This is a genomic window from Marinitoga piezophila KA3 (genome assembly GCF_000255135.1).
Taxonomy (GTDB): domain Bacteria; phylum Thermotogota; class Thermotogae; order Petrotogales; family Petrotogaceae; genus Marinitoga; species Marinitoga piezophila.
Genome location: NC_016751.1, coordinates 138,284 through 155,545, shown reverse-complemented (window position 1 = coordinate 155,545; position 17,262 = coordinate 138,284). Strand labels below are relative to the sequence as shown.

At 31.5% G+C, this 17,262-nt stretch carries 16 protein-coding genes; 5 read left to right on the top strand and 11 right to left on the bottom strand.

The genetic code is table 11. The features are described from left to right. Positions 1 to 24: 24 nt before the first annotated feature. Genes MARPI_RS00795 through MARPI_RS00755 form a run of 9 tightly spaced genes read right to left on the bottom strand, consistent with a single transcriptional unit; the run spans position 25 to position 7,665 of the window. Positions 25 to 573, bottom strand: a complete 549-nt coding sequence (locus MARPI_RS00795; RefSeq protein WP_014295686.1) for a 2-oxoacid:acceptor oxidoreductase family protein — start codon at positions 571 to 573, stop codon at positions 25 to 27. Then, complete coding sequence (locus MARPI_RS00790) at positions 570 to 1,325, bottom strand: thiamine pyrophosphate-dependent enzyme (protein WP_014295685.1); 756 nt, start codon at positions 1,323 to 1,325, stop codon at positions 570 to 572. The genes MARPI_RS00795 and MARPI_RS00790 overlap by 4 nt, the downstream gene beginning before the upstream one ends. Positions 1,326 to 1,340: 15 nt before the next feature. After that, positions 1,341 to 2,396, bottom strand: coding sequence for a 3-methyl-2-oxobutanoate dehydrogenase subunit VorB (locus MARPI_RS00785; RefSeq protein ID WP_014295684.1), 1,056 nt, complete (start codon positions 2,394 to 2,396; stop codon positions 1,341 to 1,343). 13 nt (positions 2,397 to 2,409) lie between these two features. After that, the gene (locus tag MARPI_RS00780) at positions 2,410 to 2,640 is read right to left on the bottom strand and encodes a 4Fe-4S dicluster domain-containing protein (RefSeq protein ID WP_014295683.1); all 231 of its coding nucleotides are present in this window, start codon (positions 2,638 to 2,640) and stop codon (positions 2,410 to 2,412) included. A gap of 20 nt (positions 2,641 to 2,660) precedes the next feature. Next, positions 2,661 to 3,329 (bottom strand): hypothetical protein, encoded by a 669-nt coding sequence (locus tag MARPI_RS00775; RefSeq protein ID WP_014295682.1) that lies wholly within the window; start codon positions 3,327 to 3,329, stop codon positions 2,661 to 2,663. After that, the gene (buk, locus tag MARPI_RS00770) at positions 3,322 to 4,410 is read right to left on the bottom strand and encodes a butyrate kinase (RefSeq protein WP_014295681.1); all 1,089 of its coding nucleotides are present in this window, start codon (positions 4,408 to 4,410) and stop codon (positions 3,322 to 3,324) included. The genes MARPI_RS00775 and buk (MARPI_RS00770) overlap by 8 nt, the downstream gene beginning before the upstream one ends. A 12-nt stretch (positions 4,411 to 4,422) precedes the next feature. Then, positions 4,423 to 5,316: a bifunctional enoyl-CoA hydratase/phosphate acetyltransferase gene (locus MARPI_RS00765; RefSeq protein WP_014295680.1), complete on the bottom strand. Its 894-nt coding sequence runs from the start codon at positions 5,314 to 5,316 to the stop codon at positions 4,423 to 4,425. Between the two features lie 9 nt (positions 5,317 to 5,325). Beyond that, positions 5,326 to 6,387 (bottom strand): butyrate kinase, encoded by a 1,062-nt coding sequence (gene buk / locus MARPI_RS00760; protein WP_014295679.1) that lies wholly within the window; start codon positions 6,385 to 6,387, stop codon positions 5,326 to 5,328. A 30-nt stretch (positions 6,388 to 6,417) separates the two neighbouring features. After that, positions 6,418 to 7,665 carry an aminotransferase-like domain-containing protein gene (locus MARPI_RS00755; protein ID WP_014295678.1) on the bottom strand — a complete coding sequence of 416 codons (1,248 nt, stop codon included), beginning with the start codon at positions 7,663 to 7,665 and terminating at the stop codon, positions 6,418 to 6,420. Between the two features lie 229 nt (positions 7,666 to 7,894). On the opposite strand from MARPI_RS00755, the gene glyA reads away from it, so the two are divergent. From glyA to uvrA, 3 genes are all read left to right on the top strand, one after another. Further along, on the top strand, positions 7,895 to 9,166 hold the full coding sequence (gene glyA, locus MARPI_RS00750) for a serine hydroxymethyltransferase (protein ID WP_014295677.1): 1,272 nt from the start codon (positions 7,895 to 7,897) through the stop codon (positions 9,164 to 9,166). 100 nt (positions 9,167 to 9,266) lie between these two features. Beyond that, positions 9,267 to 10,439 carry a DUF401 family protein gene (locus tag MARPI_RS00745; RefSeq protein WP_014295676.1) on the top strand — a complete coding sequence of 391 codons (1,173 nt, stop codon included), beginning with the start codon at positions 9,267 to 9,269 and terminating at the stop codon, positions 10,437 to 10,439. 50 nt (positions 10,440 to 10,489) lie between these two features. Continuing rightward, positions 10,490 to 13,309: an excinuclease ABC subunit UvrA gene (uvrA, locus tag MARPI_RS00740; RefSeq protein WP_014295675.1), complete on the top strand. Its 2,820-nt coding sequence runs from the start codon at positions 10,490 to 10,492 to the stop codon at positions 13,307 to 13,309. A gap of 49 nt (positions 13,310 to 13,358) precedes the next feature. On the opposite strand, the gene pyk is transcribed toward uvrA, so the two are convergent. Continuing rightward, on the bottom strand, positions 13,359 to 14,786 hold the full coding sequence (pyk, locus tag MARPI_RS00735; protein WP_014295674.1) for a pyruvate kinase: 1,428 nt from the start codon (positions 14,784 to 14,786) through the stop codon (positions 13,359 to 13,361). A 12-nt stretch (positions 14,787 to 14,798) separates the two neighbouring features. After that, positions 14,799 to 15,758, bottom strand: a complete 960-nt coding sequence (pfkA, locus tag MARPI_RS00730; RefSeq protein ID WP_041638685.1) for a 6-phosphofructokinase — start codon at positions 15,756 to 15,758, stop codon at positions 14,799 to 14,801. A gap of 176 nt (positions 15,759 to 15,934) precedes the next feature. On the opposite strand from pfkA, the gene MARPI_RS00725 reads away from it, so the two are divergent. Further along, the gene (locus MARPI_RS00725; protein ID WP_014295672.1) at positions 15,935 to 16,150 is read left to right on the top strand and encodes a putative signal transducing protein; all 216 of its coding nucleotides are present in this window, start codon (positions 15,935 to 15,937) and stop codon (positions 16,148 to 16,150) included. Further along, entirely contained in the window at positions 16,150 to 17,256 is a 1,107-nt protein-coding gene (gene gcvT, locus MARPI_RS00720; RefSeq protein WP_014295671.1) for a glycine cleavage system aminomethyltransferase GcvT, read from the top strand. Before MARPI_RS00725 ends, gcvT begins: the two co-directional genes overlap by 1 nt. Positions 17,257 to 17,262 lie beyond the last annotated feature (6 nt).

Sequence of the window (17,262 nt, the reverse complement as noted above, 5' to 3'; positions counted from 1 at the left end):
AAGCTTCCGGTTTTATATTATTAATTATAATTGTTCTTCTGCAGCTTTCATTCCAGCTTCAATTGCTTTTAAGTTAAGTTCTAATAAGTCTGCTTTTTTACCTTTTAATGATTTTTCAAGAGCTGCTTTTACTGAATCAAATGAAACTGCATCTGTTGCTTTTAAATATGCTCCTAACATTACCATATTTTGAACTTTTATATTTCCTAATTCATCTGCAATTTCATTTGCAGGAATTTTTATTACTTTTACATCTTTTCTTTCTGGTTCTCTATCTATAACAGATGTATTTAAAAGTAATAATCCACCTTCTGGTAAGAATTTTTCAAATTTGTACATTGATGGAATATTAAATGCTATAACTTCTGATGGTTTGTCTACAACTGGTGATGCAATGTATTTTTCTGAGATAACTACTGTACAGTTTGCTGTACCTCCACGCATTTCTGGACCATATGATGGTAACCATGTTGTATATAAATTTTCGTACATTGCTGCTAATGAAAGGATTTTTCCAAAGAGCATTACACCCTGACCACCAAATCCTGCTGCTATGAATGCATGATGTCTCACTTTTCATCACCCACCTTGTCAACATAAACGCCTAATGGAAATTCTGGAACCATGTTATCTTCTAACCATTTGTTAGCTTCAATTGGATTTACACCCCAGTTTGTTGGACATGTTGAAAGAACTTCAACCATACCAAAACCAAGGCCATTTAATTGAGCTAAGAATGCTTTTTTAATCATTTTCTTTGTTTTTAATACATCCTGTGGTTTGTTAACTTTTGTTCTTGCTAAGAATGCTACACCTGGTAGGTTTGATAATACTTCTGCCATATGAATTGGATAACCTTCATTTTCTGCTTTTCTTCCATATGGCGAAGTTGTTGTTTTCATTCCAAGCAATGTTGTTGGAGCCATTTGTCCTCCAGTCATACCATATATAGCATTGTTTACAAATATTGTTGTGATTTTTTCTCCTCTGTTTGCTGCGTGCATAATTTCTGCTGTACCTATAGCAGCGAGGTCACCATCACCCTGATATGTAAATACTACATTATCTGGTCTTGCTCTTTTCATACCTGTTGCTACTGCTGGAGCTCTTCCGTGTGGTGCAACTGTACCATCTACATCAAAGAATTCATATGCAAAAACTGAACATCCTACTGGAGCAACCATTAATGTTTTTTCTCTTATTCCTAATTCATCTAATACTTCTGCTATTAATCTATGGATTATACCATGATGACATCCTGGACAGTAAGTAAATTCTTTTCCGCTTAATGACTCAGGACCTTTAAATTTTATTTTATATGACATAATTTTCCTCCTTTCTTATAACAATTCCATTAAATGATCTAATATTTCATTTGGTGTTGGAACAACACCACCAGTTCTTCCGTAGAATTCAACTGGTTTTTTACCGTTTACTGCTAATCTTACATCTTCAACCATTTGTCCCATACTCATTTCAACTGTGTAGAATAATTTTGCCTGATCTGCTAATTTTGCAATTGCTTCATATGGGAATGGCCATAATGTAATTGGTCTTATTAAACCTGCTTTTACGCCTTTTTCTCTTGCTGTATCAACAACTGTTTTTGCAATTCTTCCAATTGTACCATATGCAACGAGAATAACATCTGCATCTTCTGTTTTGTATTCTTCGTACATTATTTCGTTTTCAATTATTTTCTTATACTTTTCCTGATATCTTAAGTTCATTTTTTCTAAAACATATTCATTTATATCAAATGAAGTTATTTTATGTGGTTCTCTTCCTTTTGCTCCCTGCATTGCCCATGAGCTATGATCAGGTAATGTTGATAAATCCCTATATTCTGGGAATTCAACTGGTTCCATCATTTGACCGAGCATACCGTCTGCAAGGATTAAAACAGGATTTCTGTATTTATCTGCAACATCAAATGCCTTTATTGTTAATTCTACAGCTTCCTGTAATGATTCTGGACCATATACAACAAGTCTGTAATCTCCGTGTCCTCCACCTTTTGTTGCCTGGAAGTAGTCACTTTGTGCTGGCTGAATATCTCCTAAACCTGGACCGCCTCTAACAACGTTTACAAATACTGCAGGTAATTCTGCACCAGCAATATATGAAACACCTTCTTGCATTAATGAGTATCCTGGTGAAGATGTTGATGTGAATACTCTTGAACCTGTTGCTGCTGCACCGTAAATCATATTTACAGCTGCAACTTCACTTTCTGCCTGTAAGAATGTACCATCAACCTGTGGTAACCTTCTTGACATATATTCTGTTAATTCACTCTGTGGTGTTATTGGATATCCAAAATATAATCTACATCCAGCCCTTATGGCGGCTTCACCAATTGCTTCTGTACCTTTAACCATTACTTTTTCGCCCATCAATTATCCCTCCTTAAGCATTTGCCTTTTCCAATGTTGAAACTGTGATACATACATCAGGACACATCTGGTAACAGAATCCACATCCTATACATTTTTCTGGATGTATTACTGCTGCTGGATGATAACCTTTTGCATTAAATGCTTCTGAGAATCCTAATGTCTGTGTAGGACAGGCATCTATACAAAGGCCACATCCTTTACATCTTTCCTGATCGATTTCAACTTTGTTTTTGTATTCCATCGTATCCCTCCTTTTCAGGTTCATAATTCATACACTTTATCCATAAATCTTCTTAAAATGAATTTCTTATTTTGTGTTTCTATATCTTTTAAGAATTCAGGAACTACTGTAAATGCTATTGGTATTCCTGTTTTTTCAGAAACTTCCATTAATAATTTTTCACCTTCGAGAATTACTTCTTCAGTAGTTTCATTTTGAAGATTGGAATTTGATACTAAATAATCTATTTTTCTTCTTGCCTTTGCACCTAATCTTTCGAGATTATATATAATATCATCTACTGTGTTCATAAACGGTCTTTTAGTATTTACAACCAAATATGTTGCTGTTTTTGTTTGAGTCAAAAAGTTATTTAGTGATCCCACTACTGTAGCTCCGTCTTCATTACCACCAGCATCTATTACTGTTTGGTATTCTGGATTTACTATATATCCTCCAACTTCTGGTGGAATTATTGGTAAATCCGCATGCATAAATCTTTTTGGTGGTGTTATTACTTTGATATTCATATTGCTTAATATATCTATTTCGTCTCTTGTTCTGAAATATGGACTTATTACATCTATATCAGCTATTGCAACATGATCATATTTTTCTTTAAGATATATTGCTGTATTTAAGGCTATTTCTGTTTTTCCAGAACCAAACATTCCAATAAAAACGTGACATTTAAAATCAGTATTAACCATTATTTACCTCCTGAGGATAACTTTTAACTTCCTCTTCTCCTTTTAACGCTCTCAATGCTGCTTCTGCAAGAGCTTTTTCTTCATCTCCACCTGGCACAACATAAATAGGTGCTATAAACTCTGTATGTTCTTTTAACCATTTAACCATATTATTTTTATCGTATGCCAAACCGCCAGTTAAAACAATTCCATCTACTTCAAAATTCAAAGCAGCTGCCATTTTTCCAATCCATTTGGATATCTGTAATGCCATTGCTTTATAAATTGTTGTAGCATATTCTTCTCCACTTTCTACTCTTTTTTGAACTTCTAATGCATCGTTTGTGTTAAGATATGCTACTAAACCACCTTTTCCTTTTATCCTTTTTTTCATTTCATCTAATGTCATTTTTCCTGAATAGGCCAAATCCATTACCTGAGTCATTGGCAATGTTCCAGCTCTTTCGGGGGTAAAAGGACCGTCGCCATCGAGTGCGTTATTTACATCAACAACACGTCCATGTTTATGAGCACCGATAGAAATACCACCGCCCATATGTACAACAATTAAATTAACTTCTTCATATGATTTTCCCATTTCTTTTGCTGTGCTCCTTGCAACAGCTTTTTGGTTTAATGCATGGAAAATAGATTTCCTTACATAATCTGGATGTCCTGAGAATCTTGCAATATCTTCCATTTCATCAACTACTACAGGATCTGCAATGTATGCTGGAATACCAACTTCATTTGCTAATTCACTTGCAATTAATGCCCCAAGATTTGAAGCATGTTCTCCGTATTTTCCTTCTCTTAATTCTTCTTTCATTAATTCATTTACTGCGTATACTCCACCTGGAATTGGTCTTAATAATCCACCTCTTCCTATAATTGCAGAAAATGTTTCTAATAAATGTCCGCTTTCTTCAAGGAATTTCTTTATAACGTTTTTTCTAAATTCGTATTGATCTGCAATATGTTCAAAAGGAGCTAATTCTTCTGATGAATGTCTTACTGTATCTTTTGAAAGAAGTTTATCGTCTTCGTAAATTGCAAGTTTAGTTGATGTTGAACCAGGATTTATTACTAATATTTTATACATAACTATTACCTCCTAAGCTAAGAGTACTGATAATGCAATTGATAATAGTTTCGCATCATCAGAATCTGCTCTTGAAGTTAAAACTACAGGTTTTTTACCGCCAAGAATTGTACTTGCAACACCAGCACCTGATAAGAATACCATGGATTTATAGAATATGTTTCCAGCTTCGATATCTGGCATAATTATAATGTCTGCATCTCCGGCAACTTCACTTTTTATTCCTTTGTGTTCTGCTGCTTCTTTAGAAATTGCATTATCCATTGCAAATGGTCCATCTACTATGCAGCCTTTTATTTGACCACGTCTGTTCATTTGAGTAATTATTGCTGCATCCATTGTTGCTGGCATTTTTGGATTAACCTTTTCAAGAGCGCCTACTATTGCTACTTTTGGTGTTTCAATTCCCAAAGCTTTTGCTATTTTTACTGCATTGTTTATTGAATCAACTTTTTGTTCTAAAGTTGGTGCTATAACCATTCCAGCATCTGTTACAATAAGTAATTTATGATAACCTTCTATATCAAATACGCTTACAAGATTCATTGTGCTTTTTGTTCTTAATCCATATTCCTCTTTTAAGAATACTGAAAGCAATTCACCTGTTGTGATATGGCCTTTCATTGGAAGGTCTGTTTTTCCTGAGGCTACATCTTCAACAGTTTTTCTAACTGCTTCTTTATTATTTTCACAATGAACTATTTCCATTTTGGAAATATCTATATCATGTTCTTTTGCAATTTCTTTTATTTTTTCTTCGTTTCCATATAATACAACATTACAAATTCCTTCCTTTAAAGCTCTTTCAACAGCCTTTAACACTACTTCATCTTCAGCTGCTGCAACACCAACGGTTTTTTTTACTTCCATTGATTTTGCAAGTTCAATTATTTTGTTAATTCTCATTGTTTCACCTCACAATTTCCATTCTTTAGCTGGTTCTTCATTGTTTAATACCCTTAATGCACCTTCTGCTAATGCTTCCATTTCAAATGAACCTGGATATCTCATAATTAATGCAATTTTCGATACTCTTTGTTTAATCATATCTATAAATACATCGTTTCTTGCCATACCACCTGTTATAATAATTGCATCTACTTCACCTTTTAATATAGCTGCCATACCGCCAATTTCTTTAGCAATTTGATATGCCATAGCTTCAACTACTTTTTTAGCGTATTCATCTGTTTCGGCTTTTTTCATTGCTTCTCTTAGGTCATTTGTTCCAAGATATGCTACGAGACCACCTTTTCCAATATATCTTTTCTTTAATTCTTTTTTATCGTATTTACCAGAAAATGCCATTTTTGCAAGATCGCCAACTGGTAATTCCCCTGTCCTTTCAGGACTAAATGGTCCTTCGTCATTTGCGTTGTTTACATCTATCATTTTTCCTTTTCTTTGTGCGCCAACAGAAATTCCCCCACCAAGATGTGCAATAACAAAATTACAATCTTCATATTTTTTGTTTAACTCTTTAGCAGCCTTTCTTGCAACGCTCTTCATATTCAAAGCGTGGAATAAACTTCTTCTTTCAATTTCAGGTATACCTGAAATTCTTGATTCTGGTATAAACTCATCAACTGAAACAGGATCTGTAATGAATATTGGTATTTCTCCATTTGACAATTCCCAACCAATTACAGCGGCAAGATTTGAAGCGTGTTCTATTTTTGTTTTGTTTCTTAAATAATCAACCATTTCTTCATTTACTTTATAAGTACCGCTTTCAAGAGGTGGAAGAATACCACCTCTTGCAGCAATTGCATCAAAGTCTGAAACTTTGTATCCATATTTTCCAATAAATTCTTCGATTTCGTTTTTTCTTAAATCTATTTGATCCATTAATCTATCGTATTTTTCTAATTCTTCCATTGAATGAGAAACTTCTTCAGAAACTATTAAGTTATTATCTTCAAAAACTGCTATTTTAGTTGATGTTGAACCAGGATTGATTACTAAAATTCGTTTCATTTTTTCACCTCACAATGCTTAAAATATTATTTATTTTAATTTCAATTCTATTCCTTTTTCTTTTGCATATTCGTCAATTGCTTCTCTTAATCTTTTTACACCTTCATCTAATTCTTCAAATGATGGAAGACAGAATGAAACTCTCATTGTATTTCTTTCTGGTTCATCTACATAGAATGTTTCGCCTGGTATATAGATTACTTTCTTTCTCTTTGCAATTTCAAATAATTCCATTGTATCAAAACCTTCTGGTAATGTAATCCATGAGAACAATCCACCTTCTGGTCTAATCCAGTCAACACCTTCAATATCTCCAAGGTATTTTTCCAACGCTTCCATAAATTTATCTTTTTTAGCTCTGTATAACTCTATTGTTGGTTTTATTTCTTCAAATAAATCATATTTTTCAATAAATCTTGCTGCTATTCTCTGAGTTAATGTTGAAGAACAAAGATCCATTCCCTGTTTTGCCAATACCATTTTTCTGATTAACTCTTTATTTGCAACAATAACACCTATTCTTAATCCTGGAGATAATACTTTACTAAATGTATTTAATAAGACAACCCTTTCACCATTATTTAATTTGAAGATACTTGGTTGCTTTTCTCCTTCAAATCTTAATGCACCATATGGATCATCTTCAATGATAATAAAATCATATTTTTCTGCTAATTCAATTAATCTTTTTCTCTTTTCAAGTGATAATGTTGTTCCTGCTGGATTGTGGAAATTACTTACTGTATAAACAAATTTGAATTTATCGATTTCTCCATTTTCATCTAATTTCTTTAATTCATTTTCAAGATAGTCAATATTCATACCATCTTTTTCAAGTGGAATGCTAATGTATTTTGGATTTCTTTGATTAAAAGCACTTCCTGCTCCTAAATAAATTGGTTTACTTACTGCACAGTAGCTATCTTCATCTAAAAATACTGTTCCAACAATAAATAATGCTTGCTGTGATCCTGTTGTAACCATTAAATTTTCTTCTGTTAAACCATGGATACCTTCATATTCTTCCATTAATCTAATGTACTGTTTAATTAATTCTGGATCACCTTCTGTTGAACCATACTGTAATGATACTCTGTATTCATTCATAATTACTTCATTTGCAATTTCTGACATTTTTTTTATAGGAAATGTTTCTGGATCTGGAATTCCACCACCAAATGAAATAATATCTTTATCACCAGCTGTTTTTAACAATTCTCTGATAAGGTTTGATTTAATCCTTTTAACGGTTTCTGAATACTTATTTTCAAATTTCACAATAATCACCCCTCCAAAAAGTAGTTTATTTCTCACTTTTATTTTACACTTTTAATTTACTTTTTACAAAGTTGATTAGAGGGGTATACATCTGGTTATATGGAATTATCCCTGATTAAATGGTGTGTGAAATTTTTTTCACGAAATTTTTTTCAATGTTAGTATTAGTATTTTTATTATATTTATTGTATAATATATGTGAAAATTTTATCGGTGAGGAGGAGAGAATATGTGGGAAAATGTGAAAACAATTGATCCTGAAATCTTCGAAATTATAACCGAAGAATTAAACAGACAGGAATATGGAATTGAATTAATTGCTTCAGAAAATTTTGCATCAGTTGCAGTTATGGAAGCAATGGGAAGCGTTTTAACAAATAAATATGCTGAAGGTTATCCTAAAAAAAGGTATTACGGTGGTTGTGAGGTTGTAGATAAAGCAGAAACTCTTGCAAGAAATAGAGCAAAGGAATTATTTGGCGCTAAATATGCAAATGTTCAACCACATTCAGGTTCTCAGGCTAATATGGGTGTTTACCTTGCATTAATGGAAACTGGCGATACATTAATGGGAATGTCATTAAGCCATGGGGGACATTTAACTCACGGTGCATCAGTAAACTTTTCAGGTAAAATATTCAACGTTGTACAATATGGTGTAAATGAAGATACAGAAGTAATAGATTATGATGAAGTAGAAAAGTTAGCTCTTGAACATAAACCAAAGGTAATTGTTGCTGGTGGAAGTGCGTACGCAAGAATTATTGATTTCAAAAGATTTAGAGAAATAGCTGATAAAGTCGGAGCATATCTTGTAGTTGATATGTCACACTTTGCAGGACTTGTTGCTGCTGGATTATACCCAAATCCTCTTGAATATGCACATGTTGTTACAACAACAACACATAAAACATTAAGAGGCCCAAGAGGCGGTATGATTTTAACTAACGATAAGGAATTATATAAATTAATTAATAAGAGTATTTTCCCTGGAATTCAGGGGGGTCCTTTAATGCATGTTATTGCTGCAAAAGCTGTGGCATTTAAGGAAGCTTTATCTCCAGAATTTAAAACTTATCAAGAACAGGTTATAAAAAATGCAAAAAAACTTGCTGAAGAAATGGAAAAACTTGGATTTAGAATTGTTTCAGGTGGAACAGATTCTCATTTATTCCTTGTTGATTTAAATGAAAAAAATGTAACCGGAAAAGCTGCTGAAAAAGCTTTAGAAGCTGCTGGAATTACAGTAAATAAAAACACTATTCCAAAGGAAACACGTTCACCTTTTGTAACAAGTGGTATTAGAATAGGAACACCTGCTGTTACAACAAGAGGCATGAAAGAAGAAGAAATGGTTGTTATTGCTAAATTAATTAATGAAGTTATTACAAATATAAAAGATGAAGATGGAACATTAGACGAAGAATTTAAAAATAAAATAAAATCAGAAGTAAAGGAATTATGTGAAAAATTCCCATTATATAAAGGAAAAATATTTTAAGTGTTTATAATTAATCCCGCTTTTTGCGGGATTTTTTTATTGTTATCAATATTTTTATGATATAATGATTAGGATAACTAATTATCAGGGAGGTTTTTGAATGATTACATTATCCATATTGGCAGGATTTTTTATTTTGATTTTAGCAATAAAATTTACCAAAAGTGTTCATTGGGGAATATTTGCTGCTTTGATTTCTACTGCAATAATCTCTGCAAAGTTTCCTATGACCGCAACAGCTTTTTTGATAACATTAAAAGACCAAAAGTTTTATGAAATAATTATAACTATATATAGTATCTATTTAATAGCTGATACTTTTAAATCTTCTGGAAACTCACAAAAGTTTTCCAATAGTATAAAAAATATTTTTAATGCTAAACAGGCTTCTGCTTTAATGCCCATGTTTTTAGGCTTTTTGCCTATGCCAGGTGGTGCAATGTTCACTGCACCAATGGTAAGAGATATTTCTGATGAAACTGAGTTGGATCATCTAACTGCTGCTTCTATGAATTATTGGTTTAGACATTCTATGGAATTTTTCTGGATATTATATCCGGCTCTTGTTCTTGAAGCAGTATTTACAAAAACTGATCTGGTTAAAATTTTATTTTTGCAATTACCAATTGGTATTTTTGCAATTGTAAGCGCCTGGTTTTATTTTGGACTTGGTAAAATACATATTAATTATAGTAAAAAAGATATGATAACTTTTATTGACTCTTTAATACCAATTATCGCTATAATTATTGGAGTTTTATTAAAGATAGAAGGTTGGTTAGTTGTATTTACTGTTGCAGTTTTATACGCAATTTTTACCAAGAATTATAAAAATCTTTTTAAATTGAAATATTCTATTTTTCTTTTATTATTTTTGGTTTTCTGGTATAAAAATTTTATTAGTGCTTCTAATCTTTCTGTTATGTTTACTGAAGAACTTAAAAATTTTGGAATTAATCCCTGGATAATTATAATTTTTTCTCCATTTATTCTTGGATTGATTACGGGAATAACTCAAGCAGCTTTTTCTATTACAATACCTCTTACACTAAGTCTTGCAACCTCTGGGGCATTTCCGTTATTAGCAGCTGCAGTAACTAATTATTATTTTGCAATAATAGGAGTTTTGCTTTCACCTGTACACTTATGTTTATTATTAACTTCTAATTTTTTTGGTGTTAAGATGTCTTCAATGCTAAAAAATTTGATTATTCCCTTTATTTTTTCTTTTGTTGGTTATTTAATGATTTTATTATATCTTTTACATTTTTGAGTTGATTACAGAAATAATATATGTGGTATAATTTAGTGTGAGGTGAAAATATGAATTATATATATGTGAAAGGTGCCAAAGAACATAACTTAAAAAATATAGATGTAAAAATCCCTAAAAATAAATTAGTGGTTATTGCAGGACTTTCTGGTTCTGGAAAATCTACACTTGCAATGGATACAATATATGCCGAAGGTCAGAGAAGATATTTGGAATCTGTTTCTTCATATGCAAGACAATTTCTTGGCGAATTAAAAAGACCAAATGTCGAACAAATAATAGGACTTTCGCCTGCAATTGCCATAGAACAAAAATCTGTATCCCACAATCCACGTTCTACCGTTGGTACAGTTACAGAAATATATGATTATATGAGGGTTTTATTTGCCAGAATTGGAAAAGCATATTGTCCAAAATGTAAAATTCCTGTTGAAAAATCTTCAATTGATGAAATTATTGAAAGAGTGTATGACCAATTTGATGAAAATTCAAGGTTATACGTTTTTGCACCTATTGCAAAAGAGAAAAAAGGTGAATTCAAAAAAGAATTGGAAACAATGAGAAAAAATGGATATAAGCGTGTTGAAATTGACGGTGAAATATACGATCTGGATGAAATTACATCTTTAAAGAAAAGCTATAGGCATACAATTAATTTACTTATTGATAGATTAAAGTTAAAAAAGGAGAATTTCGAAAGGTTATATGAAGCTATTGAGCTGGCTTTAAAGGAATCTGATGGATTTGTTGAAATTCGAGAATTGGATAAAGAAGGTAATGTGTTAAAAAAGAAAACATATAGCGAAAAATTGGTTTGTCCTGAATGTGGGTTTAGTTTCCCTGAAATTACTCCAAAACTTTTTTCTTTTAATAGCCCATATGGTGCATGTGAGGAATGTCATGGCCTTGGTTTTAAATTCGAATTTGAACCCACATATATCTTAGATTATGAAAAAAATATATATAATGGTGGAGTTTCTTTTGGAAAAGATACATATATGATGAAGGTAATTGAAAATGTTATAAAACATTTTAATGATGACCCTCAGAAGAAAATAAAGGATTTAAAAAAGGAAACTATTGATGGTATTTTATATGGAACAACAGAACCTATAAGATTTGAGTACAAAACTTCAAATGGTGTTTATCGTTATTATAAAGAGTTTGAAGGACTTATCAATATGTATGAGAGACGTTATAGAAATGCTGAGAATGATGAAATACGTTTATATTATCAAAAGGAATACATGGTAATGAAAACGTGTAATACCTGTCACGGCAAAAGATTAAAAGAAGAACCTTTAAACGTTAAAATCAATGGCAAGAATATTCAGGAAATAACTGAAATGCCAATTGAAAAAGCCAAAGAATTTTTTGAAACAATATCTTTAACCAAAAAGGAAAAAGAGATTGTTGGAGAATTATTAACAGAGATAAAGAAAAGAATAGGATTTCTTGTTGATGTAGGATTGGGATATATAACTCTTTCCAGAAGTGCAAATACCTTATCAGGTGGAGAATCACAAAGGGTTAGACTTGCTACTCAAATTGGTTCAGGGCTAACTGGTGTAACATATGTACTTGATGAACCAACAATAGGTTTACATCCCAGAGATAATGACAGATTAATAGAAACTTTGAAAAAATTAAAAGAATTAGGAAATACTGTTATTATAGTTGAACATGATGAAGAAGTAATAAAATCTTCAGATTATATAGTTGATTTAGGCCCTGGCGCTGGAATTAATGGTGGAGAAGTTGTATATAGCGGGACAGTTAAAAATCTTCTTAAAAATCCTGGAAAATCCCTTACAGGACAATATATTTCAGGAAAGAAAAAAATAGAGTTAATAAAATATAAAACTAAACGTGTTGAAACAGATAAAAAGATAGAGATAATTGGAGCAGAACATAATAATTTAAAAAAAGTAAATGTAGAAATTCCTCTTGGAAAATTTATCGTGGTAACAGGTGTTTCTGGTTCTGGAAAATCCTCATTGATAATGGATACACTATATCCAGCATTATTAAAAGAGCTAAGACATTCAAAAGTAAGACCTGGAAAGTATAAAGAAATAAAAGGATTGGAATATATTGATAATGTTATCGCTATTGACCAATCTCCAATTGGAAGAACTCCAAGAAGTAATCCTGCAACTTATACAGGTGTATTTGATTTAATAAGGGATTTATTTGCTGCAACAAAAGAAGCTAGAATGAAAGGATATACAAAAAGCAGGTTTAGTTTTAATGTAAAAGGAGGAAGATGTGAAGCTTGTAAAGGTAATGGTTATTTAAAGATTGAAATGCAATTTTTGCCCGATGTTTATGTTACCTGTGATGTATGTAAAGGAAAGCGATATAATAAAGAGACGCTTACTGTAAAGTATAAAGATAAAACAATTGCTGATGTTTTAGATATGTCTGTAGAAGAAGCACTGGAATTTTTTGAGAATATTCCTCGTATTAAAAGAATACTTCAATTATTAAATGATGTTGGAGTTGGATATATAAAACTCGGACAACCAGCAACTACATTATCCGGTGGTGAAGCACAAAGAATAAAACTTACTTCAGAATTAAGAAAAAGAGACACAGGAAGAACTATATATTTTCTTGATGAACCTACTACTGGTTTGCATTTTGAAGATGTGAGAAAGTTAATTGAAGTTTTGCATAAATTGGTTGAAAAAGGAAATACTGTAATAATAATAGAACATAATCTTGATGTTATTAAAAATGCAGATTATATTATTGATCTTGGTCCTGAAGGTGGAGAAAAAGGAGGATATATTGTAGCCACAGGAACTCCAGAAGATATTATCAAAGCAAATACATATACAGGAAAATATTTAAAAAATGTGTTATAACAAAAAAAACGCCTCAGAATTATTCGAGGCGTTTTTTGTTATATTAACATTATTTTATTTCTGCAATATGTAAAAAGTTTGTTTTACTTGAGAATCCATAAGGGATTCCAGCTGTAAATATAATTTTTTCTCCTGATTTTACTAATCCTTCTTCTTTTAAAGTTTGTTTAACAATATAAAGCATGGTGTCTGTACTTACAAATTCATTTACTATCATTGGTTTTACTCCCCAAACTAATGCCAACCTATTGTATGTTTTTTCTGAATGAGTAACAGCTATTATATTTACGTTTTCTCTATATCTGGATACTGCACGAGCTGTATAACCTCTATCAGTAACAGCTACTATAGTTTTTATTCCTGAACTTACAGCAATTTCATTAGCAGCTCTTGAAATTGCATTTGTAGTTGAATCATCTTCTTCATCAAATTCATAGAACAAAGTACTATAATGATTAATATATGGTTCAGTTTCTTTAGCTATTTTATCCATAACCTTAACTGTTTCTATGGGGTATTTTCCTATTGATGTTTCGCCGGATAACATTATTGCATCTGTTCCATCTAAAATTGCATTTGCAATATCTGTTGTTTCAGCTCTTGTTGGAACTGGATTTTCTATCATTGTTTCAAGCATTTGAGTTGCTGTAATAACTGGTTTAGCCATTCTATTTGCAATTTTTATAATTCTTTTTTGTAAAACCGGAATTTTTTCAACTTCTACTTCAACTCCAAGATCTCCTCTTGCAACCATTACACCATCTGAGAGTTCAATAATTTTTTCAAGATCATTCTCTATTGCTTGCTTTGTTTCAATTTTGCTAATAATCTGTGCATCTTTTGCATTTAAGGAATTTAATATTTCTCTCATTTCAAGAACATCTTCTGGCTTTCTAACAAATGAAAGTGCAAAATAATCAACTTCATGTTTAATACCAAATTCTATATATTTTTTATCTTTTTCTGTTAACGCTGGAATTTTTATATCTGCCCCTGGTGCATTTATTCCTCTTCTATGTGTAATTGTTGCTGTATTTAAAACTTTAGTTTTTATGTTAACTCCGTCAGATTCTATAACTTCTAACTTTAATTTTCCATCATTAACTAAAATTTTATCTCCTGGTTTTACATCTTTTGGTAATCCTTTATAATTAATCGATACTTTTGTTTCATCGCCTGTAACTTCCTCTGCTGTTAATATAAATTCCTGTCCTTCTTCAAGTGTAATTTCATCTTTATAGAAATTTCCTGTTCTAATTTTTGGACCTGCAAGATCCAATAAAATCGCCACAGGTTTGTCAAATTCTTTTCTTACTTTCTTGATAGTTTCAATTCTTTTTTCATGAACTTCTGGGTTTTCATGAGATGTATTCAATCTTAAAACATCAGCTCCAGCTTCTATTAATTTTCTTACCATTTCTTCTGATTCAGTTGCAGGCCCTATTGTTGCAACAATTCTTGTTTTTCTCATTGTCATTCTCATCACTCCTTATGATAATGTATTTGCTAATTTTACTAATTCATAATCTAACTCTTTCTTTTCACTTAATACTTTATCAATAGGAACTGCTATTAGTTTGCTTCTGTTTAAAGCAACCATAACTCCAGCTTCTCCATTAAGCAAAAACTTTACAGCTTCATAACCCATTCTTGAAGCTAATATTCTATCAAATGCAGTTGGTGACCCTCCTCTTTGAATATGACCTAAAATGGTTATTCTTGTTTCATACCCTATTTTATTTTCAAAATGTCTTGCAACTGTATATGCGCTTGCAGCACCTTCTGCAACAACAATAATACAATTTATTTTTCCTCTTTTTCTTTGTTCCCAAATTTTATCTGTTAATTGATCATAGTCAATTGGCAATTCCGGAATTATTATTCCTTCAGCACCAACTGCTATACCAGACATTAAAGCTATATATCCAGAACCTCTTCCCATTACTTCTACAATAAATGCTCTTTCATGAGAAGATGCTGTATCTTTTAATTTTTGCATTGAGTCTACAGCTGTATTTAAACATGTATCAACACCAATTGCCATATCTGTATCAGGTATATCGTTATCAATAGAAGCAGGAATTCCAACAATTGGTATTCCATGTTCTTCATATAATAATTTAGCACCTGTTAAACTTCCTTCACCACCAATTACAATTAATGCATCTATACCCAGTTCTTTTAAATTTCTTGCTGCTTCTGCTCTAATATTAGGATCTTTAAATCCCGGTACCCTCGCAGTTCTTAAAATAGTTCCGCCTTTTTCCATTATTCCTCCAACAGATGCATAAGTCAATTCAGTATATTCCTTATCAAGAATTCCTGCATAACCTTTGTAGAATCCTATTACTTCCAATCCATTTGAAGTTGCTGTTCTTGTTACAGCACGTACTGCTGCATTCATCCCCGGAGCATCTCCACCACTTGTTATAATACCTATTTTCTTAATTTGAGGCATTTTGTCTCTCCCTCCTTAAAAGTTATTAAACATGAAAATCTATGAATATATGAAATTTTTTTCAATTATCGCCGTTTATTGATATTATACCATGTTTTTTATAAAATTTCTTTTCTTTATAAAAACAAATTTTAGATGTATAATAGAATTTGAAAGAAGGTGTGAAAATGTGGAAAATTTTAAAATCTCACATTAATGACTTTGAAGCTCAAATGATAAAACAATTGCTCGAATCAAATGGAATAAATGTATTATTAAAAGCTCCTAAAGAAATTGGTATTGGGAGCGAATTTTTTGGTAATGGCACAATAATGAATCTTTATGTAAATGAAGAAGATTATAATGTTGCAAAACAAATTCTTGAAAATAGGGAGGCAGAGTAATGGAAAATTTAAAAAGAACACCTTTGTATGACGAACACGTAAGGTTAGGAGCAAAGATGGTTCCATTTGGTGGTTGGGAAATGCCAGTATGGTATTCTTCACTTAAGGAAGAACATAATGCTGTAAGAAATAACGTTGGAATTTTTGATGTTTCTCATATGGGTGAAATTGATATAAAAGGTAAAGATGCTGTTAAGTTTGTAAATTATTTAATAACCAATAATGTTGAAAAAATAAAACCAGAAGAAATCGTATATTCTCCAATGCTTAACGAAAATGGTGGAGTTATAGATGATTTATTAGCTTATAAGTATTCTGATGAACATATATTGTTGGTTGTAAATGCCTCTAACATTGAAAAAGATTATAATTGGATTGCTGAAAAAGCAAAAGATTTTGAAGTAGAAGTTAAAAATATTTCTGATAATATTGCACAAATTGCTGTTCAAGGACCAAAAGCTGAAGAAATGTTACAAGAAATTTCAGGGGTTGATTTGAAAAATATTTCATATTATAATTTCACTGAAGGAAGAATTAACGGAATTGAATGTTTAATTTCAAGAACAGGTTATACAGGCGAAGATGGTTTTGAAATTTATCTTGATAAAGAGGCAGCAGTTCCAATGTGGAGAAAATTATTGGAATTACTTCCTAAATACGATGGAAAACCAGCAGGACTTGGTGCAAGAGATACTTTAAGATTAGAAGCAACATATTTATTATACGGAAATGATATGAATGATGAAATAACAGCTTTAGAAGCTGGATTAAAATGGGCTGTTGACTTCGAAAAGGATTTTATTGGAAAAGAAGGTTTATTGAAGGAAAAAGAAGTTGGCATTAGAAGAAGATTAAAAGGAATAGAAATGCTTGAAAAAGGAATTCCAAGACATGGTTATAAAGTTTTTGTTGGTGATGAAGAAGTTGGATTTATTACCAGTGGAACAGTTTCTCCTACATTAAATAAGCCAATCGCATTAGCAATGTTAAATAAACCATATTATAAGAAAGATACAGAAATTGAAGTTGAAATAAGAAATAAAAGGGTTAAGGCAAAAGTAATAAAAATACCATTTTACAGAGGTAGTGTAAAAACAAGAAAATAACTTTAG